Here is a 20,088-nt window from a genome sequence, read left to right as displayed (position 1 = left end):
TGGTGCTCATCACGCTTAGACCGAAAAGGAAAGGAGAGACGACTCATATAGCATTCATCCATTCGCGCCTAGAGAGCCAAGGCAGATGGGTTTGAATCATTTCTTCCAATGCAGCTTGATACACAGCTGAACTGAACCACTGCTCATGACGATGAAGCTGTTTCCACTGCGGAATGTAAGGCAAATAGCAGTCAACTGAAAGGTCATTTCGTTGCCAACGATTAAGCATCACACCCATATAACGATTAACGATGATCTTACCCTTCATGAGCAATTGCTCATAACAAGAAGGAGATTCTGATTGCCAGTCATTAAAGCAACGTTCCATCTTGTTCATCTGCACCATATCGTCCACAACAACCCACAGCAGTTGATCACTATTCTGTATGGCTGCTTTATTGCGAGTTACATTCGCATCTACATCCAACACAATAACGTCGTATCGCTTCGAACTCTTGAGCCAATCAATGACCTGCGCAATACGCTCACCTGTCAATGCATCCCACTCAGCCTGTGGAATATTAGCTTCAAATGTATCCGCCCGCAGAATGGGAATTGAAACGGTATAGATAGACGGATCCAAATCTGATGTACGCATACGCTGCAAACAGTAAAGCAACTGGGAAAAACCATTAGTAGGAAAAATAGAACTCTTGTCTGAGGGGAGCGTAAACAAGTCCCATTCCGCATGGGCTGATAAGCTCCAATAAAACACTTTCTTGCCAAGTTCCGCTGCATAATGAGCAATCTGAAACGCTAATGTCGTCTTACCAATTCCTCCACCGCTAGAGCAAACCGTCACAACTTTGCAAGTACCCCCGTACGTGTTGCGTTGCCCTTGAGTGCTATCCTCGCCGTCGCTACTATATCGTGCACCACCTTCATATACCGTCGATCCTTGACGCAGCCCCTGCTCAAACAGTTTATCGAGCGGTTGATAAGGCGTCGCTGTCGCAACTCCCGCACGTTGAATCGATACAGGATCATCCGTCAAAACGAATATATTTAGCTTGGATAAAATGTGCGTAGTTTCTTCATCAGCTTCCAATTGATTAAGCCAATCGACATCAACAACAAACAATCTGCACTCTGGCTGAAGCTTCACATACTGCCAAAGTGTGTCCCACTGAGAAAATACTCGCAACTGCAATACTTCACTATATTTGCTATGCTTCCAATAATCGATAAGCCGTTCTACCAGTTGCTTGTCTGGGAGTGCTACGACCCAATCTTGCTTCAATCGACGCATCGCATCCGCCGCCTCTCCTTATAACTAGTCATACATTTCCGCTCAACTTTGCCACGCAATTTATCAATAGACACTAAAGAACGCAAAAAAACCGCCACAAAGTATCGCATAAGCAATACCTCGTGACGGTTCTTCCGTTCACCATTTGAAGTTGAGCTAACTATATCATATATGGCTAATATTAACAAGGTTTTTTATGTAAATTACCATCACTCTGATCATCAGCACAATTGTTGCATTCCTTCTCTCCAATCGGCATACTAGTACAAGAAGGAGCGATTCTCATCATGATTAAACAACCAAACAATGATTCAACTGTAGTATCCAATCCCTACATAACCCGACTAAGAAATCGAAAGCACCTTGTACTTGGGTTGGTTATTCTTGCGTGTACCCTGCTTATTACGCAGGGATGTAGCACAAATGCAGGTACAGCATCCGATGATGCATTCCACAAAAGCATTGTTGCCCAATATCCTGAACTGAGCGGACAACCTTTTACAAAAACAAAAGTTAAACGCATCGTGGATGGAGACACATTCGTCACGAGCGAAGGGGATAAAGTAAGGCTTATCGGAGTCAACACGCCTGAGACCCATGGTAAAGTACAGTATTACGGTCAAGAGGCCAAGGAGTATACGGATAATCACTTAACAGGTAGCACCGTCTATATGTTCCAAGATGCTGGAAATACAGACAAGTATGGCAGACTGCTACGATACATTTTTATTGAAGATGATAACGAGATGTTCAATGAACGGCTTATTCGTGAAGGTTATGCCAACACAATGACGATACCGCCTAATGTACTTTACTCCAAGACATTTACAGCATTAGAACGCGATGCAAGAAACAACAATCGAGGCCTATGGCAGTCATCTAAGTCAAAGTCATCATCAGGGCAACAATCCAAGAGCAAAGAAACCGTTTCAACTGCTGACGATAAGAAGGTAGAAAACAGCTCACAAAGCGGAAACAAAAACGCTAAAGGTACAGATAGCTTAAGCAGTTCCAATCAAGGCACTTGTCAGACGCCAACGATAAAAGGAAACATTAACAAAAACAAAGATAAAATTTATCATCTGCCTGATGGACGCTACTACGAGCAAACAAAGGCAGAAATGATGTTCTGCACCGTAGAGGATGCTGAAGCAGCAGGCTTCCGCGCTTCATCGAACTAGACTTACTTAAAATGGCATTAGCAAATTACAACTAGCTCATTGTTCAAAATAAAAGACCTTCCTTGTTCTAGCAGTGTGCATCGTTACTTGCCACTTCACTCGTACGCTAGAATGGAAGGTCTCTTTATATTCCTTAACTAATGAATATCTTCAAAACTAATATCTTTATACACAGAAATTAAAACAAGCGCCGATTCCTCACCTGTGTTCGTCACTTTATGCGGAACACTCGCATTCCAACTGAATGAATCTCCAGCCTCCAACACTTCCATATCCTCTGCCTGCTCAGCAACGATTTTACCTTTCAAGACGAAATGACATTCTTCCCCCGCATGCATATTCGTTCCAGTAGTAGCCCCTGGCGGCATTTCACAAATCATCATTCGTAATCCGCCCTTTGCAGAGAGATGTTCTACTTTTAAATTATCGCTGCCTGCTGTCGTCTGCTGACGCTCATCTTTACGGACTACATGCATACGCTGTTCATTTTTCAGCAGCAAATAAGGGAGCGGCACATTCAAAAATGTTGCAATGCTCTCTAAGGTTGCAATGGAGGGCGAAGTTTTGTTATTTTCCACATTACTAATAAATCCTTTCGACAATCCCGTGCCTTCACATAACTGAGAGATCGTAATCTTTCGCTGTTTGCGTATAGCTCGAATCGAAGCGCCAATATCCACTTGAGTCTCCCCTTTTGTTCACTTCTAAAGATAATAGTTTCATTATACTAAAAAAATAATTGACTCATCAAATCAGTTTTGATATGATTTGTTCACATTAGTGAATTATTATTTTTATAACAAAACAAAAAGAGGTGTACAAATGATTTATGCCTATTTTTTTCGCATAGAAGTTTTGCAATAGCGAAATTATATCTACAATAATATAAAATCGAGAGGGTTGGAAAAAATGAATACTACAGTAAGAATGAATGTAATTGCAACCGTTATGCGCGTCATATTAGGAATTATTTTCACAATGCACGGTCTTGATAAACTTCAAATGGGGCTCGGAAATACAGCTGGTTGGTTCGAGAGTATTGGCTTACCTGCCACACTTGCATACGTCGTCGCTCTTATTGAATTACTCGGTGGTATTGCCATGATTGTCGGGCTATTGACGCGATACGTATCTATTGGCTACGCTGCAATCATGATCGGCGCTATTGTTATGGTCAAGCTGCCTGGAAGCTTGATTGGGCCGAATGGATATGAGCTAGATTTGGCATTGCTTGCTTTGGCCATCTACTTTATTTTTGCAGAACATATCGGTTACGGTGTAGATCAATTGTTGTTCCGCAAGAAGTCGAATCAAGAGCAAGTGTAACATTAAGGCGTAAAAAAGGTCGAGTGCGAGAGCAGCCAAGCAATCATGCCACGCTCCTCAACTCGACCTTTATCCATTCCCTTCCAACCCTTTTATCGCACTGCCTCTCGTAAATGAATCATATAGCGCCAGCGAATGACGAAGAAATAAACAATCTGTGCAAAGGTGAAACCCGCCAACACTTTAACCGTTTGACCAACGATAGATAGATTAATAATGCTTTGCAGCGCTGTAAACGCAAATGCACTATGAATGACGGCTACGATAATCGGAATAAAGAACAGCAGTAGCAGTTGGGTTGTTGCAATTTTACTAAGCTCCCGATCGGTTAACCCAATTTTCCCAATAGCTTTGTAACGTTCCTTATCCTGCTCCAAGTCCGTATATAGTCGGAAATATAGGAAACTGCCTGATGCAATAAAGAATACCGCACCAACAAGCAGTGCCGTGAACATCATAATGCTGAACATTTGCCTCTGAACGGTAACAGATGCCGCTAACGAACTGAATTCAAATAATATTTCTCCATTTCCAGTCCTCAACGTCTTTACAGCTTGGTCATAGTCTTGCACAATGCCTGTACCAACTCCAACTGACTGCTCCCAATCTACCGTTTTGTATCCGTAAATAACTCCCTTTTTCCCATGCTTGGACAATTCTTTGTACTTCTCATCTGACACAATAAGCGCTTCCCCTATTAACCCTTGATTCGTAATAGGGCCTTCTACTTTATCCGTTGTAGTCAGCTTAATCGAGCTGTCAGCTATATGCACAGTCTCCGCTTCGAAAGGAAGTTTGAAATGAATCGTATCCTTTAGATAAGGAATCAACAGCGCTTGTTCACCAGTTACCGCCACACTTGGACGCTGCAAGTCAGCCGCGGCTTTGTTGTAACTCGATTGTGCAAACACCGTCCATTGGGATTTGCTTTCTTCTGTCTTCACCGTTACATATTCATAGGCGGTCTTGCTATATTCGATTCCTTTCAACTTAAGCAGAGATTCAACTTCAGTAAGATGAGCCTGCTCCATCTGATTGCCCTTCTTGCTCACATAATTCAAGTCGTAAACATGTGACTGCACCAGCTCATCTTCCATAACTCCGAACGACGCCAGCGTTCCAACTGCACAGAAGGCAACAGTGGACACAATACAGACCATAAAGAACATTCGTGCATTGTCCTTCATGCGATAGGCAAGATCAGAAATGGTCAGCATATTTGTATTGCGTAGAAACAACCGATCGTTGCGCTTTAACAGATGAACAAGGAACACACTTAACTGCGTAAATAAGAAATAGGAACCAATGATCGTCATCAATACTACAGGGATCATGAGATAGCCGATCGTAGCCGCCTTTGCCGTATAGGACAACACATAAGAAACGACGAGCAGCACTGCCGCCAGCAAGGACAGAATTAGTGATGCCCTCGGCTCTGGCTTAGGTTTGTTCGTCCCTTGCAGCAGTTGCTGAACTTTACTCTTGCTCACCATAAATTGAGTTAAGCATGATATCACAAAGAACAGTACAACAAATGAACCCGCTGTCATGACCAAAGCCGATATAGAAATATGATAAGGCAGCTCTATGCCTATCGCACTCCCGCCGATCATAAAGCCTACTTTAGCAAGTAGCAGACCTGAACTAATGCCTGTCACAATCGCACCGAATCCGATAATCATATTTTCTAAAAAAATAAGTCGATTCAGTTGACGCGGTGACATGCCGTGTATCATCAATATGCCAAATTCATGATGTCTCGTCTTTAAAAACGCCCCTACGGAATAAAGGATGAAGAAGAACGAGAACACGTATACAATCCATTTCGCTATTCCCATCGCCAGAATAGGCAGCATGTGAGAAATCCCGTCTTTCATCGCAGGATGGGAAGCAATGACTGAATAGATGAAGAAAATCATGACTGAGAAAGAGCTGCTTAGAAAATAAGCGGCATACGTCCGTTTGTTGCGAAACACATTATTAAACGCGAACTGTCGAAAATTCACGCTCGTCACCTCCAAGCGACGCTAGCTCATCCATAATGTGTTGGAAAAATACATTCCGATTGCCGCCCCCCGAAATCTCATTATAGAAGCCACCGTCTTTCATAAAGACAACCCGATTACAGTAACTCGCTGCATAGGCATCATGGGTTACCATCACCATCGTCGTACCATCCGTCTTGTTAATATTCTCTAATGTCTCCATCACATCGCGTGAAGCTTTAGAATCCAAGTTGCCTGTCGGCTCATCTGCCAACAACAGCCTCGGACGATGAATGATTGCGCGAGCAATCGCCGTGCGCTGCATTTGTCCGCCTGATATCTCATAAGTTCGCTTGTCTAAAATGGAGGAAATACCTAGTCTTTCAGCCAGCGCTTGAGCATCCTGCTTCATTTTACGAATGTTTACGCCTTCAAGCGTTAGCGGAAGCATTATATTTTCTCGAACCGTCAATGTATGAAGCAAGTTAAAATGCTGGAATACAAAACCGAGCTCCCGACGTCGAAAAACAGCCAGCTTTTCCTTTTTAAGCTGGTGCGGATTCATTCCATGAATAAGCACTTCCCCGCTAGTAGGTGAATCAATCGTGGAAATAATATTGAGGAAGGTCGTTTTCCCTGAACCAGAAGGGCCCATAATTGCTACAAATTCTCCCTTTTGTATCGTTACGTTTATATTTCGGAGCACCTGCGTGGATACTCTTCCCTCATACGTTTTTTCTACATGTTTAACTGTTAACAGATCGGATACCATACCTATTCAACCCCTACCTATAATGTTGGAATTGCTGCGTTTCAACCTTGTTGCAATCAGCATACGAAATTTGGAAACAAACTGCCGTTGATTTCCCTTTCAAATTCCTTACACTTTTGTCACGTTACTCGCGATGCATAAGCAAACCAACTTCCCCAAATACTAGTCGAGACCAATCAAAGCTCAACGGAGCATATGAAAGTCCTATTAAGCATGACATTAGGGCTAGGAACGATAACGCTTATTGGCAGAAAGGTTGACGGGCATGAACATATGGGGATTAATTGGAATAGCAGGGCTATTACTTATCGGTTTTTTGTGCTCAGAAAATCGCAGTCGAATTCATTGGCGTCCAGTTCTGATCGCACTTGCGATTCAAATGCTGTTTGGATTCATTGTATTGAGATGGACAGCTGGGCGTAACGCTCTGAAAGCTGTATCCAACGGTGTTTCACAAGTCATTGCCTATGCCAATGAGGGGATTGCATTCGTATTCGGCAGTGCGATACCTCCAGCAGGACAGGGCTTCATCTTTGCTTTCCAAGTATTGACGATCGTCATCTTCTTCTCCTCCCTTATTGCGGTGCTGTACTACTTAGGCATCATGCAATGGATCATTCGGATTATCGGTGGGGGCTTAAGCAAAGCGCTTGGGACAAGTAAGCCTGAGTCATTATCTGCCACAGCCAATATTTTCGTGGGGATGGTCGAAGCGCCACTGCTGGTAAAACCTTATTTAAATACGATGACTCGCTCTGAATTATTTACTGTTATGACTGGGGGAATGGCTTCCGTATCAGGCTCTGTATTGGCAGGTTATGCTTTGATGGGGGTACCTTTAGAGTATCTGATCGCAGCCAGTTTCATGTCAGCTCCAGCTGGTATTTTAGTATCAAAGCTGCTCCTCCCTGAAACAGAGGCCTATCATCATCACGAAAGCAAAGAGGAAAGTGTGAATGAAAAAACAGCCAACGTTATCGATGCGGCTGCTGCTGGAGCTGTTGACGGGCTTCAAATCGCATTAGCTGTCGGCGCGACCCTAATTGCCTTTATTGGATTAATTGCGCTGTTAAATGGCTTGCTTAGTGGAATCGGAGGTTGGTTCGGTTTCCCGAATCTTACACTTCATAGTATATTGGGATGGATTTTCTCACCTATCGCCTACTTAATTGGTATTCCATGGTCAGAGGCTCCTATAGCAGGAAGCTTAATCGGGCAAAAAGTGGTTGTTAACGAGTTCGTTGCATTTTCCGAGCTGGGGAAAGTGATCGATCAAATCTCTGCTCGCACGTTGATGATTACAAGCTTCGCCTTATGTGGATTCGCCAACTTAAGCTCCATCGCAATCCAAATTAGTGGACTTTCCTCGATGGCACCTGACCGTCGAACACAAATAACGAAGCTAGGGATGAAAGCCGTGCTTGGCGGAACATTGGCCAACTTGATTAGTGCTGCAATTGCTGGATTGTTCTTTGCAGGTTAAAACATCAAACAAAATACAAAGCAGCCCGGGCCTCCTGTATGGATGATCCGGGCTGCTTACTTATTACTTATAACTCACTAGGAAGAACTAACCTGTTCCTGTGTCTGCTCTTCCTCTTCTGAATGATACTGGAATTGTGACAGCGACTGCTGCAGTTCATTGGATACCGATTCAAGCTGGTTCGACAAGCCGATAAGCTGCTTGGATACGTTAAGCTGCTCCTGACTAAGCGATGCCACTTCCTCAGACGTAGCAGAAGACTCTTCGGATACAGCACTTACGTTGCTCATCGCATCAACAATGATGCTTTGTACCCGGTGAAGTTCTTCGACAGATTGGCCAACTTCATCTAAATGTACATTCATATCCGTCATGCGTTGACCTACTTGCTTGAAGATTTCATCCGTTTCCTGAACCGCTTCCTTCTGCAACTGGAACGTCGGGAACGCTTCATGCAGCGTCTCAACGGTATCCTTCATTTCTTGTTCAATCCGCTGGGTTATATCTGCAACCATGTTAATAGATTGTCTGGACTGGTCCGCCAAGTTATGAATTTCATCTGCAACAACTCTAAAACCTCGTCCCGCAGCACCTGCACGAGCTGCTTCAATCGTTGCATTCAAAGACAATATATTCGTTTGCTTCGTCATATCTTGAAGCACCTTCAGCACATTGCGAATCGATGCCGTACTGTTACTCAACTCATTGACTCGATTCGTCAACAGACGGATTGTATCTTCTACCGCGTCAGTACGTTCCTTAAGCGAGGACATATAAGACGCACCAAGTCGACTCGATTGCTGCACAAGGCTTGCAGACTGCTCCATCTTCTCATTCGCATGAATGACGAGTTGGGTTTGGGATGCCATCTGCTGGGTCAAATCATGCCCACGCTCTGCTTCAGAGGCTAGACTAAGTGCCCCTTTTGCAATTTCCTCTGTAGCCAATGCAATTTCCTCAGCGGCTACTCCAGTACTCTTGGATGCATTAGTCAACTGCTGAGCTGTGTCTAATACATGACGAGCGCTGCTGTCCGTGTGCTTCATAAGCTGGGTAATCTGTTCCATCATTTGATTGAATCCACCAGAAAGCTCACCGATCTCGTCTTTGGAGTTCACGGTTGCACGTACGGTAAGCTTACCGTCTGCTGCTCGACTCATTAAGTTACGCAGTGCAATGAGTGGCGAAGCAATCATTCGTGTAGCAACAAAGCCAATAACTAGCGCAAATATAGCAGCTACGATAATACTGACAAATGTAACGTCGAGAATGATACCTGCATCTTCAACCAATACTTCCACTGGAATCGTTCCTACAGTTGTCCATTTATTCTCTTTCGACTCGTGATATACTTTCAGTAAACTTGTGTCGTCACTTGAGAGAACATGCTCCGTTCCCGACCACATTTCTTCTTCTTTATCCGCTGGTAAGAGCCAGTCTGGAGCAGGCTTTGTTACCATTGCCGCGTCAGGATGATAAATAAATTGACCATTGCGATTCACGAGCGATACGCTGGTGCCTTCCCCCATATTGATCGTATTGAACATTTCAGCAAGCGATTGCATATGTATTTCAACGACAACGACAAACTTTTGTTGCTTGGAAAACAAATCTGTCATCAAACGAGCAACAACAATTGTCGGCTCATGGGACTTATTCACACCGGTTAGCAGCGTATCTGACCATACCGCTCGCCCTTGATTCTTCACGACTTGCTGCATCCAAGAAGAGTTTATGATCTCATCTGACAGCTGCACTGTCGATTCCGTAGAAAATGCTTTATCTTTAGTACCAACGGGAATTAGATAAATATCCTCAAGTGCATTTTGCCCCGCTGTATAGCCTTGCAGTACTTCGCGAATGTTGTTCATCGCTTGAACTTGCTCGTAGGAATGCTCTGGCGCAGACAAATATTTTTTAATCCAATCGGTTAAGTTAGGATCAACCATAATCTGCATGCTCATTTTGGAATACGAATTGAGAACGACATCCATTTTTTCTACTGCTTGCGTAATCGTCTGGTAGCTTGTTTCAGACACTTTTTGCTCAATAGCCTCTCTAGAAACGTAATACGATACAATGCCGACTGCACTTACGAATACCATAATACTGATGACAAACATGAGAAATAGCCTAGTTCCTACAGATCTTGAGGGACGGTATTTCGCATAAGAGGCAAGCGGCCTAAGCTTAATGCCCTGCATCTTCCGTCGCAGCATGGAAACGAATTTCATAGTGTTACATCTCCCTTAACTATGTATAGGTGCCTATCCAACTATGTCGTTATCGATATCTGCAATGATTCTCTTGTACTATATATCGGTTTTTCTTAGCAATAAATGTATGTATACATGCATTATATATTCGTAAATCAGATCGCCAACCTTGCCCATTCTTCCAACTGGACAAGGTGTATATCGTATATCTTTTGAACTAGGATTGAGCGGCCAATTCACGATCAAACGCTTCTACCATATTCACTTCAGCCATTTCTACCTCACGGTAAAATTGAAAGTCAGGATGCTCTTCAACTAACTTAGTGCGCGCTTCTTCACCAACCTGCTGTGCAGTCATAGGTTCATCAGAACCAATGACGACTTGGTCAACACGTTCGATCTCTTTATGATCAAAATCAGTAACACGAGTCGTCACATCAGCAATGTGTAAATATCGACCAGGATGGTAGCCTACGTGTTTGAATTCTTTTTTTATAGCAGTATATTCCATAATCTCTGCCACTCCTTTTCCATTTCTGTATTTCATCTATTTCTTTATACAACATCCTCTGCTTAATATCTATGATTTATACGATTATTGTAAATACATTCATATCAAGTTAGTCGTATAAGCAATATTTTCATACCTAGAAACACATTTACCATTTAAAATAAATATAGCAAAAAAGCGCATTTGCTCCTCAACAAATGCGCTTTCGCCGCCGTGTGTTCCTTCATTCGATATCGGGGGATACGAACGTATTAACACACATTTGAGTAGATCACCTGTCCTGCCGGAAATAAGACGGTGCTGAATGGAAATGTAATCGCATTCAGTTACCCTATCTATATTTTGCCCTAACATTTACCTGCTCTAAAAGTGGACAAATTAAAGTTTCAGTGGACGAATTATAGCTAATTTGCATCTGACTGTAAGAAATGAATGAGCTCATCCAAAAGCTGTACAGCATGCTCAGATTGACTAAATATATGATCAGCCCCATCCAACCACACGAGACGCGATCCAATTACTTGGTTGTGCAGCCTATGAGATATATATGGTGGTACTACACCATCATTAGTACCATGAACAATCAATACAGGTATATGAATTTGTGCACAAGTATCATGTATACAGAGTGCAGCACTATCATCAAAGAAGCTTTGACCGATCTGCTGACCATACAATTCCACCCATCCCTGCTGCAGCAGATGATGCAATTTCTCTCCTTGCAAATCTCTTGCCAATATATCTTGGAAACCAACTGCCGGACATAGCAGCATCAAACGATCCAACTCATCACCAAGCTGTTCGGCTGCCAACAACGAAACGACTCCACCGAGACTGAACCCGAGTAAACTGACCCGCTTCGGATTAATTCCATCCATTACCTGAACGGCATCCCATACTGCCAGCATGTCCTGCACTTCCGTAGAAACGGTCATCTCAACGAACTCACCATCGCTTTCACCACTACCCGCAAAATCGAATCGGATGGTTGCATAGCCGCACTTGGCCAATGCGTCGCTCAACCGCTTAAACATGAAGTTGGCTTCCGCTTTATGTCCCGTGAATCCGTGACCGAATATAATCGCAGGTACCGAATGATCAGTGACCGGCATGGTGACGATACCTCGTAATGTCACATGCTCACGACGCCATTCTAACGTATGCTTGCGAATCGAATACCTAATAGGATTACTTTCATTCATCGTTTGTCACACTCCTTATCTCGTGTTAACTTCAAGTCGTTCAGCCCATAGAAAAATGCCAATGGAGATAATAAGCAGCCATCCACCTGTAACAAACAACCCTTCCAAACCATAATGATGATACAAATATGCCCCAATAATACTTCCAGTTACCGCAGCACCAATACTCATAATCATTTGCAGCACCGCTTGGCCGCTTGCACGAAACTTATCCGGTATCGTATCCATCATATATTCCGCTACATATATAAAGAAGAAAGCAATCGCGATCCCTTGTACTGCTTGCAGCAGCATAACTACAACTAAAGAATCGGTCCAAGCTAAAATAAAGGAGCGAACAGAGAAAATAACGGCTGAAATCGCAAGCATCGGCAGTGGACGCAACTGATGCCTACTACGCCCCAGATAAAGAAAAATAACTACTTCAACAGCCGCTGGCAGCATCCAGCCTAGACCAATATGAAAAGAAGTACCATTTAGTTCACGGACAAGAAATCCAAAATATTGATCATTGAATGAAAATGTCATCTGATAAACGATCATAGCAGCAATAAAGAACATAAACCTTGGTGTCATCACATAAGGAGCAAGGTCACGGATTCGCACTTCTTGTTTTGCAACAGCTTGTCCAGTCTCCTGCTCTTTTTCCAACGCTTTCTCTTGTTCGCTATGTACATATTGAGGAGATCGAGGATCTTGAATCAAGCAAAGCGTCAGCCATGTGCATCCTATTAAGCCAATAACAATCCATCCCATCGTTGACTCACCGGGAAGCAAATCCAATATCCACCCAATGATTCCAGCTGCAACAGCGAATCCCGCTGCCCCGAAGCCCCGTATCGTTGCAAACGTCTGATTCAAGCGCCTCGCCGAGAGCATCACCATACTATCAGTCAAAGAAGACACGGGCGCCCATAAAAATTGAAACAACAGGACAAGTCCCATCATCAGCCACAACGATGACACGTGAAAAATAAAATAAATGACAACCATCAGCACTAGCATAATCGTCATTAAAATGGATTTAATTCGCGAGCGCTTATCGCTGATTAGACCAAACAAGAAACTCCCCATCATGCCTACGATAGGAAGCAGTGCATTTTGTAAACCATACATGGCATCCGTATAACCCGAATCCCGATAATACAAAGGAAAAAATGACTGAATTGCGGCGGCTGGCGTATAAACCATGAACATGTAAACACACAAATAGCGAAACTGTAATGTATGGAAACGTTCAGCCCGATTCACATGCGATTGCACTGCTTTTGAACGCTGTGTGGACATTTCAACCATAGTTAAAACTCCTCTCCTAAACTCCTATCTCCCTGTCATTTTCTGTTGTTATTTTCTATGTCTATCATCGTCTGATCCATATACTCTCATATATTGTACAGCTTAGCACTACTACTGTATCATATTTCTTCCATTTAGAAAGATTAGGTACTGGACAATTTTTCCTGATCATGTACTCTTTCCTCATTCCTTCGTTTGCAGTATACTTTTTAATAATTAAGGTAACAGGATGGATGAAAAGTTCCTGTTTATACTCGTATTCTACGAAAACCCGAACAATATAAATATAAACTCACGTATATGTGCAGGAATTGGCCTGCATGTCTCTACCTGGTCACCGTAAATGATCGGACTACGGGGTTACACTTTCATGGTGTATGCACTGCATATATCTAAGTACAACGATGCACTTCTTACAGAGTAATGATGCCGATAACTGCACGCATAAGTAGTACAGTTATATCTCAATCATCCCATTACTCCATTGTTCATCAGTGTACTACACTTGAAAGTTCCCGCAGCCCGATAGACCGGCATATACATGCCAATGCTATCGGGCTTTTTGCTATTGATACGTCCACACCGAGGAGGATAACGCGGCATGAATCTTTTAAAAGACAAAATTATATCCGAAGGCATCGTACTGAGCGACACGGTGCTCAAAGTCGATTCCTTTTTAAATCATCAAATGGACCCGCAGTTGATGAAAGCCATGGGTGAAGAGTTTGCTCACCGCTTTGCTGAAGACAAGATTACGAAAGTATTGACCATCGAATCTTCAGGTATTGCACCTGCTCTAATGGCAGCTTTGACCTTAAATGTTCCACTTGTATTTGCTCGCAAACAAAAGTCGCTTACGTTGCGAGAGGATTTGATCGTGGAGAGAGTGCATTCCTTTACTAAACAAGTAACGAATGATGTTACGGTATCGCGCAAATACTTGTCCCCTAATGACACCGTCTTAATTATTGATGATTTCCTTGCGGTAGGTGAAGCTGCTCAAGGATTAGCACGCATTACAGAGCAAGTAGGCGCTAAAGTGGCAGGAATCGGGATTGTTATTGAGAAGTCGTTCCAGACTGGACGACAAACTTTAATAGAAGCTGGCTATCGGGTAGAATCACTAGCACGCATCGCATCTTTACATGACGGAAGTGTTCAATTCATAGAAGAATAAAACTCGTTTTTTAATTTGCAGAGCGATAAAGGAGAATGGTTTCACATGCCTACAGAAGATCGAGTATTTGCCCGTCACCGTCATCCCGCTAAAACCATTTCTCTTGGTATCCAGCATGTGTTAGCCATGTATGCAGGTGCAGTCATCGTCCCCCTCATTGTTGGTGGAGCTTTAGGATTTACATTGGAGCAATTGACGTATCTCGTCGCCATTGACTTGCTTATGTGCGGTGTTGCTACTTTACTGCAAGTATGGAAGTTTGGCTGGTTCGGCATCGGACTTCCCGTTGTTCTCGGCTGCGCCTTCCAAGCCGTTATGCCTATGATTGCAATCGGTAAAGAGTTCGGAGTTAGTTATATTTACGGCGCAATAATTGTATCTGGACTATTTATCATGTTATTTAGCGGCGTTTTTGGCAAGTTGATCCGTTTCTTTCCTCCTATCGTCACCGGTTCAGTTGTTACGATTATTGGTGTCACGCTTATACCAGTTGCATTCAACGATCTAGCTGGTGGGATGGGTTCTCCAGATTTCGGAAGCGGGGAAAATTTAATACTAGGGTTCGGAGTGCTCTTGTTCATCGTTCTGATGAATAAGCTATCGACTGGATTTCTCCGTGCGGTGTCCATTTTGATCGGGCTTGTAGCAGGTACGATAGCTGCTATCTTTATGGGCAAAGTCAGCTTTGCAGAAGTACAGGATGCAAGTTGGTTCCATATGATGAAGCCATTCTACTTCGGAATGCCTGAGTTCAATGCGACCGCTATTATTACAATGATCATCGTCGCCATTGTCAGTGTCGCTGAATCTACAGGTGTTTTCCTTGCACTTGGTAAAATAACAGAACGTGAACTGACTAGTAAAGACTTGGCACGAGGCTATCGTGCAGAAGGTTTGGCTATTATGCTGGGCGGTATATTCAATGCCTTTCCTTACACGACCTATTCGCAAAATGTCGGCTTGCTGCAAATGAGCCGCGTAAAAACACGTGACGTTATCGTCGTCGCTGGGATATTCCTTATCCTGCTCGGCTTTGTACCAAAGATCGCTGCGATTACGACCTTGATTCCAAAGTCCGTCCTAGGCGGCGCTATGGTTGCCATGTTTGGCATGGTCGTCTCCTCTGGATTGCGCATGCTTGGTTCTCAAGTTGACTTGAACCGTCACGAGAACTTGCTCATTATCGCCTGTTCCGTCGGCATGGGACTTGGTGTTACAACTGTGCCAACCATGTTCGCTCAACTGCCTGAGATGGTGCAAATTTTGACTGGTAACGGGATTGTAGCAGGTACCTTTACAGCCATTGTGCTTAATCTTGTCTTTAACGGATTTACAGGAAGCACACAAGACACTGGTAAGCCTTCTAACAACAACACACAAGCTGCCTAACAAAGACACGCCGACTGCCGCATAACTTCTTATGCGAACAGTCGGCGTTATTCATTGGGTGCTATTTACTCGACTTTGGAGGAGGCACAATAAGAAGCGGCTTCCATGTGAACCCTTTACCCGTTATTTTCCTGCGCAGTTCGGACACTTCCTTCAGTGACGCCTCGCGCTGCTTCTCCAGACCACGAATCGTCGCTGTACTCTGTACGCTTATATCCGTACTTGTACGTTTAATCGTAAGAGCGATAGCTTCCTTAGCATCCGCAGAATCATCGGTTACAGCCTTTACCTCGCCTTCATGAAGCTCAGCATACTGCTTCTTCGCTTCTTCTAACGTGCTGTCACCTCTATTATGTTTCCAAACAGGACTATGCAACGTATCTTTATCAGACCCACGCTTTAATTTCCACATCGGACCATGCAAATGATCTTCATCTACCGTATTGCTGAGCTTCCACGCAGAACTGTGTAGTACATCTGGATCAATGTCACGGTTGTACTTCCACATTGAGCTATGCAAACGATCCTCATCAATCGCTGCATCGTATGTCCACATCAAACTATGCAACACGTCTGGATTACAAGCCCGCGCATATTTATTCATTGCTTCATGCAATCGCCCCTGATCAACAGCGCGTTCATAGCTTTCTATTTTTTTCATCATTTTTTTGTTTTTACTGTACTTCTTCTTTAACGCCTTAATATCCGCCTCAAAATAGTTATCCCACTTCTGCAAATCCTGTTTCACCTTGACTAACAACTGCTCGTACTGCTGATGACTGCGCTCGAAATATTTTCTATAATCATCGTCAATGGAATCCTGATAACTCCCATACTCAGCTGCTGTTTTCTTATTGTAAACTCTATATTCATCCCACACTTGCTGCATCCATTGTGTATCCGCTACAACAGCAGCTTGAGCAACTGGCAGCATAACAAATAGAGCAGCCAACATACTGCACACAGCTACCGCTAACCATGACTTACGTCTTGAAGATCGTATCATATGCAATGATTCACCCCGATAATAAGTTAATTTATTTTGAAATGTATTATATATCACCATTTTATATATTCCAATATTTTCAACATAATTGATTCCTAAGAACTACTACCAAATACTTACCGATTCACAAACCCAGCTTCAGCTGCAGAAACCCACTCGGACTACCCCCTTAACCTTGTATTTGGAACGTATTTTCGCAAGAAGTGCTGCTGGGACTGGATGCAAGTGAACCCCTTCATTTTCCGCAAAAAATACCAGCTTTACACACAAAAGTTGCCAAACTGGTATCCACAGTTCATCCTATTTTTCTATCCGCTCGCTAGGAAGAAACGATCAATTGTAATCACTGCATGTGAGCCCTAACTCGATCTCTAGCTTCCATAAATACCTTTTGTTATACTGTTGCCTTTTCGCCAGACTGAACAATTTCCACAATGTATTTCACATAATCAATGGCACTTTGCTCAATTTGCTCATCTGTCAGATGATACTCCGCTCCATACACCGTAAAGATAGGAAGGAAGTTCATCCCTGTGTAACTGCATGTTGCTTGAAACGGTATCGTGATCTCATTAATCGTGAACGGAATATCTCCATCTTTTCCAAAATCCGATTCTTTGCCCCCTAATGAAATGGCGAGTCCCAGCTTTCTATTACGGAGCTTATCTCCTGTAGAACCATACGCCCAACTGTACGTAAACACTTCATCTAACCACTGTTTTAATAATGGCGGAGAGCTGTACCAGTACAATGGAAACTGAAAGACGATATTGTCATGTGCTTCAATAAGCTTCTGCTCCCGTTCCACATCGATTTTTCCATCTGGATACGTACTGTACAGCTCGTGAACTGTCATCAACTCTGAATGCTTGCGCAGTTCTGCTGCCCATCTTTTATTAATGCGAGAAGTCTCTATGTTAGGATGAGTTACAATAACGAGTGTTTTCATGTATATCTTCTCCTCTTCACTTGGATTAAGCATGAAATGGATTCACATATTCCATTTGCGCTCCCGTAGTGATATTATGTGCTACACATAGCAAGTTGTTAAGTACGCACTTCAAAGTGCCATACTTACTTAGAAGTATGGTAGGTACTTTCAAGTACCTATCGAGAAGAAAGCATCTTTTTTACACAGCCAAATAGCAAAGTTACCGAACATATGCCAGAAGACCCTTAGTACATAACAGCACTCCCCAAGCTTGAGGGAATTTTATAATTCATTGGAGGTCATCTCATGAAAACCTATAATTTTGCAGTTGAAGCCACGCTTGATGTTATCGGAGGCAAGTGGAAAATTGTCATCCTATGCATCCTTACGAGCGGAACCAAGCGCACGAGTGAACTAAAAAAATTAATTCCCGAGATCACCCAAAAAATGCTCACCCAGCAGCTTCGTGAGTTAGAAGCTGACAATATTATTGCTCGTACCATTTATAATCAGGTACCACCCAAAGTAGAGTATTCCTTAACGGATTATGGGCGATCATTATCAAATGTTCTTGATCTGATGTGCTATTGGGGAGATGTGCATATTAATCATCTACGAAGCAATGGCGAGGAAATTTCGGTTTTGTATGAGGAATGATGGTACAAAACTACTACTGAACCCAGAACAGAAAAAGTTCCTACCTTAAACGCAGGGGACTGACCCCAGTAAGATAGGAACTTTTCATTTAACTATTCACACGACTATCGGTTAGCCGATTCACATGTTTCCCAAGTAGAAATCCTATTACACTTACACTGTAAACGAATATAAAACTAACCATCGTGAATAAAATATCCGCTGGCATATTAATAAAATATCTTAAACCATATAAAGGACCAGCAAATAATAATGTAACAGGGATAAATACGATACTTAGTTTTGCATAATAACCACACACAAACAACGAAGCTCCTATCCCCCAATATAATGAGCTAAGCTTTATAAACCGCATCCCTTTTCGAGCCATGAAGAATGCATGAAGTAACCAATAAACGATGAACAAAGAAGAACATAGAGCCTGTGAAAAGCTTGGTAAATACCCTTTTAGATAAGAATCAAAATTTACAACGCTACAAATTAATGAGATGATTACTATCAACACAAGCTGCTTAAAGTTACTCTTCATGATATCCACCTTTACATCACATCAAAGTAAATTTAATTCTGTATAACGAATAATTTCCAAGCTAAAATAATGAGTTATGAAATACATGTATATTCTAGAAGTAGTGGAAGATTAGTATTCAAAACACGAAAGGGCTTAAGAGCAGAAATACAAAAGGAAGGAAAAAGGTGCTGGTGAGTGAGTATCTATATTGACTAAGCATCATGGTACCCATTTTCAAATAATCACGAATACCTTATTCTTTATTTGATAGGGATTGTGACTATAAAACAAAAAAAAGCCTCTCAAAATAGAAGACTTGTTACTGAAGTAATTATGGTGCGGTAGACAGGATTTGAACCTGCACGTCCATTGGACACTACCCCCTCAAGATAGCGTGTCTGCCGTTCCACCACTACCGCACATTTATAATAAAGTGTCCACATCTCACCAGTCTGAAATAAAACTGGTGAGCCATGTAGGACTCGAACCTACGACACCCTGATTAAAAGTCAGGTGCTCTACCAACTGAGCTAATGGCTCTTGCAAGAAAAATGGTGACCCGTAGGGGATTCGAACCCCTGTTACCTCCGTGAAAGGGAGGTGTCTTAACCCCTTGACCAACGGGCCTTGTTCACTTCAAGTTACTGTGTCGCTCATCGGCGACAAGTAATACTATATCAGACACAAACAAGATTGACAACCCCTTTTTTATATCCTTTTTTAACCAGGAAATACCCTCGCAAATCATCTCCTCTTCTGTATTATGCACATGATAGAAAATGCTATACAAACGCTTAATTTTATCTATATAGAACACTCACCTGACCACCACTACCTCTTCACATCTTTTCCAAAGAAAAAAGGACCGGAGATGATCTCCTGCCCTTTGAATGTTGACCTATGCAGCCATGTATCGAAATTTCATAACAATAAAACAATAAAATACAAGGCCCTAAAACGCAAAAAATCCCTCTCGGGATCTGCGAACGAATGTATAAAGTTAAATGGCGGAGAAAGGGGGATTCGAACCCCCGCGGCTGTAACACCCTAACGCTTTAGCAAAGCGCCCCCTTCGGCCTCTTGGGTATCTCTCCGTATGGCTCCCCGAACAGGACTCGAACCTGTGACAACTCGATTAACAGTCGAGTGCTCTACCAACTGAGCTATCAGGGAAAGACATGAGTAAATATATCATG

General features: G+C 42.8%; 17 protein-coding genes, 5 tRNA genes and 1 riboswitch. Of the genes, 6 read left to right on the top strand and 16 right to left on the bottom strand.

Translation table 11 applies throughout. The features are described from left to right. Positions 1–43: 43 nt before the first annotated feature. The gene (locus IFO66_RS17080; RefSeq protein ID WP_192026323.1) at positions 44–1,249 is read right to left on the bottom strand and encodes a P-loop NTPase family protein; all 1,206 of its coding nucleotides are present in this window, start codon (positions 1,247–1,249) and stop codon (positions 44–46) included. A gap of 287 nt (positions 1,250–1,536) precedes the next feature. Here IFO66_RS17080 and IFO66_RS17075 point away from each other — a divergent pair, with 287 nt between their 5' ends. After that, positions 1,537–2,430: a thermonuclease family protein gene (locus IFO66_RS17075; RefSeq protein ID WP_192026322.1), complete on the top strand. Its 894-nt coding sequence runs from the start codon at positions 1,537–1,539 to the stop codon at positions 2,428–2,430. A 137-nt stretch (positions 2,431–2,567) separates the two neighbouring features. On the opposite strand, the gene IFO66_RS17070 is transcribed toward IFO66_RS17075, so the two are convergent. Then, a complete protein-coding gene (locus IFO66_RS17070) occupies positions 2,568–3,110 on the bottom strand; it encodes a cupin domain-containing protein (protein WP_192026321.1) in 543 nt (180 codons plus the stop codon). 229 nt (positions 3,111–3,339) lie between these two features. Between IFO66_RS17070 and IFO66_RS17065 the strand changes: the two genes are divergently transcribed. Beyond that, positions 3,340–3,756 (top strand): DoxX family protein, encoded by a 417-nt coding sequence (locus tag IFO66_RS17065; RefSeq protein WP_192026320.1) that lies wholly within the window; start codon positions 3,340–3,342, stop codon positions 3,754–3,756. 92 nt (positions 3,757–3,848) lie between these two features. Here IFO66_RS17065 and IFO66_RS17060 read toward each other — a convergent pair whose 3' ends face one another. Beyond that, the gene (locus IFO66_RS17060) at positions 3,849–5,762 is read right to left on the bottom strand and encodes an FtsX-like permease family protein (protein ID WP_192026319.1); all 1,914 of its coding nucleotides are present in this window, start codon (positions 5,760–5,762) and stop codon (positions 3,849–3,851) included. Then, on the bottom strand, positions 5,737–6,501 hold the full coding sequence (locus IFO66_RS17055; RefSeq protein WP_273015579.1) for an ABC transporter ATP-binding protein: 765 nt from the start codon (positions 6,499–6,501) through the stop codon (positions 5,737–5,739). Before IFO66_RS17055 ends, IFO66_RS17060 begins: the two co-directional genes overlap by 26 nt. A gap of 277 nt (positions 6,502–6,778) precedes the next feature. Here IFO66_RS17055 and IFO66_RS17050 point away from each other — a divergent pair, with 277 nt between their 5' ends. Further along, positions 6,779–7,996 (top strand): NupC/NupG family nucleoside CNT transporter, encoded by a 1,218-nt coding sequence (locus IFO66_RS17050; protein WP_192026317.1) that lies wholly within the window; start codon positions 6,779–6,781, stop codon positions 7,994–7,996. 77 nt (positions 7,997–8,073) lie between these two features. On the opposite strand, the gene IFO66_RS17045 is transcribed toward IFO66_RS17050, so the two are convergent. The 4 genes from IFO66_RS17045 to IFO66_RS17030 all read right to left on the bottom strand — a co-directional run bounded on the left by IFO66_RS17045 (position 8,074) and on the right by IFO66_RS17030 (position 13,221). Further along, complete coding sequence (locus tag IFO66_RS17045) at positions 8,074–10,230, bottom strand: methyl-accepting chemotaxis protein (RefSeq protein WP_192026316.1); 2,157 nt, start codon at positions 10,228–10,230, stop codon at positions 8,074–8,076. 199 nt (positions 10,231–10,429) lie between these two features. After that, positions 10,430–10,723, bottom strand: a complete 294-nt coding sequence (locus IFO66_RS17040) for a hypothetical protein (RefSeq protein ID WP_225445840.1) — start codon at positions 10,721–10,723, stop codon at positions 10,430–10,432. A 404-nt stretch (positions 10,724–11,127) separates the two neighbouring features. Then, a complete protein-coding gene (locus IFO66_RS17035) occupies positions 11,128–11,925 on the bottom strand; it encodes an alpha/beta hydrolase family protein (RefSeq protein WP_192026315.1) in 798 nt (265 codons plus the stop codon). Between the two features lie 15 nt (positions 11,926–11,940). Next, positions 11,941–13,221: an MFS transporter gene (locus tag IFO66_RS17030; RefSeq protein WP_225445839.1), complete on the bottom strand. Its 1,281-nt coding sequence runs from the start codon at positions 13,219–13,221 to the stop codon at positions 11,941–11,943. 274 nt (positions 13,222–13,495) lie between these two features. After that, positions 13,496–13,596: riboswitch (purine riboswitch) on the top strand. Between the two features lie 226 nt (positions 13,597–13,822). Between IFO66_RS17030 and IFO66_RS17025 the strand changes: the two genes are divergently transcribed. After that, complete coding sequence (locus IFO66_RS17025) at positions 13,823–14,398, top strand: xanthine phosphoribosyltransferase (protein ID WP_192026314.1); 576 nt, start codon at positions 13,823–13,825, stop codon at positions 14,396–14,398. Between the two features lie 45 nt (positions 14,399–14,443). After that, positions 14,444–15,787: a nucleobase:cation symporter-2 family protein gene (locus IFO66_RS17020; RefSeq protein ID WP_192026313.1), complete on the top strand. Its 1,344-nt coding sequence runs from the start codon at positions 14,444–14,446 to the stop codon at positions 15,785–15,787. Positions 15,788–15,848: 61 nt separating this feature from the next. On the opposite strand, the gene IFO66_RS17015 is transcribed toward IFO66_RS17020, so the two are convergent. Next, positions 15,849–16,793: a hypothetical protein gene (locus IFO66_RS17015; RefSeq protein ID WP_192026312.1), complete on the bottom strand. Its 945-nt coding sequence runs from the start codon at positions 16,791–16,793 to the stop codon at positions 15,849–15,851. Between the two features lie 394 nt (positions 16,794–17,187). Then, positions 17,188–17,742, bottom strand: coding sequence for an NAD(P)H-dependent oxidoreductase (locus IFO66_RS17010; RefSeq protein ID WP_192026311.1), 555 nt, complete (start codon positions 17,740–17,742; stop codon positions 17,188–17,190). A 288-nt stretch (positions 17,743–18,030) separates the two neighbouring features. On the opposite strand from IFO66_RS17010, the gene IFO66_RS17005 reads away from it, so the two are divergent. Then, positions 18,031–18,381, top strand: coding sequence for a winged helix-turn-helix transcriptional regulator (locus IFO66_RS17005; RefSeq protein ID WP_192026310.1), 351 nt, complete (start codon positions 18,031–18,033; stop codon positions 18,379–18,381). Between the two features lie 88 nt (positions 18,382–18,469). Here IFO66_RS17005 and IFO66_RS17000 read toward each other — a convergent pair whose 3' ends face one another. The 6 genes from IFO66_RS17000 to IFO66_RS16975 all read right to left on the bottom strand — a co-directional run bounded on the left by IFO66_RS17000 (position 18,470) and on the right by IFO66_RS16975 (position 20,065). Further along, on the bottom strand, positions 18,470–18,910 hold the full coding sequence (locus IFO66_RS17000) for a hypothetical protein (protein ID WP_192026309.1): 441 nt from the start codon (positions 18,908–18,910) through the stop codon (positions 18,470–18,472). 316 nt (positions 18,911–19,226) lie between these two features. Continuing rightward, positions 19,227–19,311, bottom strand: a tRNA-Leu gene (locus IFO66_RS16995). A gap of 45 nt (positions 19,312–19,356) precedes the next feature. Further along, positions 19,357–19,432, bottom strand: a tRNA-Lys gene (locus IFO66_RS16990). A gap of 12 nt (positions 19,433–19,444) precedes the next feature. Further along, a tRNA-Glu gene (locus tag IFO66_RS16985) sits at positions 19,445–19,519 on the bottom strand. A gap of 378 nt (positions 19,520–19,897) precedes the next feature. Next, a tRNA-Ser gene (locus IFO66_RS16980) sits at positions 19,898–19,986 on the bottom strand. Between the two features lie 3 nt (positions 19,987–19,989). After that, positions 19,990–20,065 (bottom strand) — tRNA-Asn (locus IFO66_RS16975). Positions 20,066–20,088: the final 23 nt, after the last annotated feature.

Origin of the sequence: Paenibacillus arenosi (assembly GCF_014841135.1) — a bacterium.
Lineage (GTDB): Bacteria > Bacillota > Bacilli > Paenibacillales > Paenibacillaceae > Paenibacillus_B > Paenibacillus_B arenosi.
The sequence above is the reverse complement of the archived record's forward strand: the minus strand, read 5'-3'. Positions and strand labels throughout refer to the sequence as shown.

What these genes read in the sequence shown, in the direction of transcription:
- IFO66_RS17040 (WP_225445840.1), bottom strand. Translation starts at nt 10,723, where the DNA reads ATGGAATATACTGCTATAAAAAAAGAATTCAAACACGTAGGCTACCAT.
- IFO66_RS17015 (WP_192026312.1), bottom strand. Translation starts at nt 16,793, where the DNA reads ATGATACGATCTTCAAGACGTAAGTCATGGTTAGCGGTAGCTGTGTGC.
- IFO66_RS17065 (WP_192026320.1), top strand. Translation starts at nt 3,340, where the DNA reads ATGAATACTACAGTAAGAATGAATGTAATTGCAACCGTTATGCGCGTC.
- IFO66_RS17050 (WP_192026317.1), top strand. Translation starts at nt 6,779, where the DNA reads ATGAACATATGGGGATTAATTGGAATAGCAGGGCTATTACTTATCGGT.
- IFO66_RS17075 (WP_192026322.1), top strand. Translation starts at nt 1,537, where the DNA reads ATGATTAAACAACCAAACAATGATTCAACTGTAGTATCCAATCCCTAC.
- IFO66_RS17080 (WP_192026323.1), bottom strand. Translation starts at nt 1,249, where the DNA reads ATGCGTCGATTGAAGCAAGATTGGGTCGTAGCACTCCCAGACAAGCAA.
- IFO66_RS17030 (WP_225445839.1), bottom strand. Translation starts at nt 13,221, where the DNA reads ATGGTTGAAATGTCCACACAGCGTTCAAAAGCAGTGCAATCGCATGTG.
- IFO66_RS17020 (WP_192026313.1), top strand. Translation starts at nt 14,444, where the DNA reads ATGCCTACAGAAGATCGAGTATTTGCCCGTCACCGTCATCCCGCTAAA.
- IFO66_RS17025 (WP_192026314.1), top strand. Translation starts at nt 13,823, where the DNA reads ATGAATCTTTTAAAAGACAAAATTATATCCGAAGGCATCGTACTGAGC.
- IFO66_RS17000 (WP_192026309.1), bottom strand. Translation starts at nt 18,910, where the DNA reads ATGAAGAGTAACTTTAAGCAGCTTGTGTTGATAGTAATCATCTCATTA.
- IFO66_RS17035 (WP_192026315.1), bottom strand. Translation starts at nt 11,925, where the DNA reads ATGAATGAAAGTAATCCTATTAGGTATTCGATTCGCAAGCATACGTTA.
- IFO66_RS17045 (WP_192026316.1), bottom strand. Translation starts at nt 10,230, where the DNA reads ATGAAATTCGTTTCCATGCTGCGACGGAAGATGCAGGGCATTAAGCTT.
- IFO66_RS17005 (WP_192026310.1), top strand. Translation starts at nt 18,031, where the DNA reads ATGAAAACCTATAATTTTGCAGTTGAAGCCACGCTTGATGTTATCGGA.
- IFO66_RS17010 (WP_192026311.1), bottom strand. Translation starts at nt 17,742, where the DNA reads ATGAAAACACTCGTTATTGTAACTCATCCTAACATAGAGACTTCTCGC.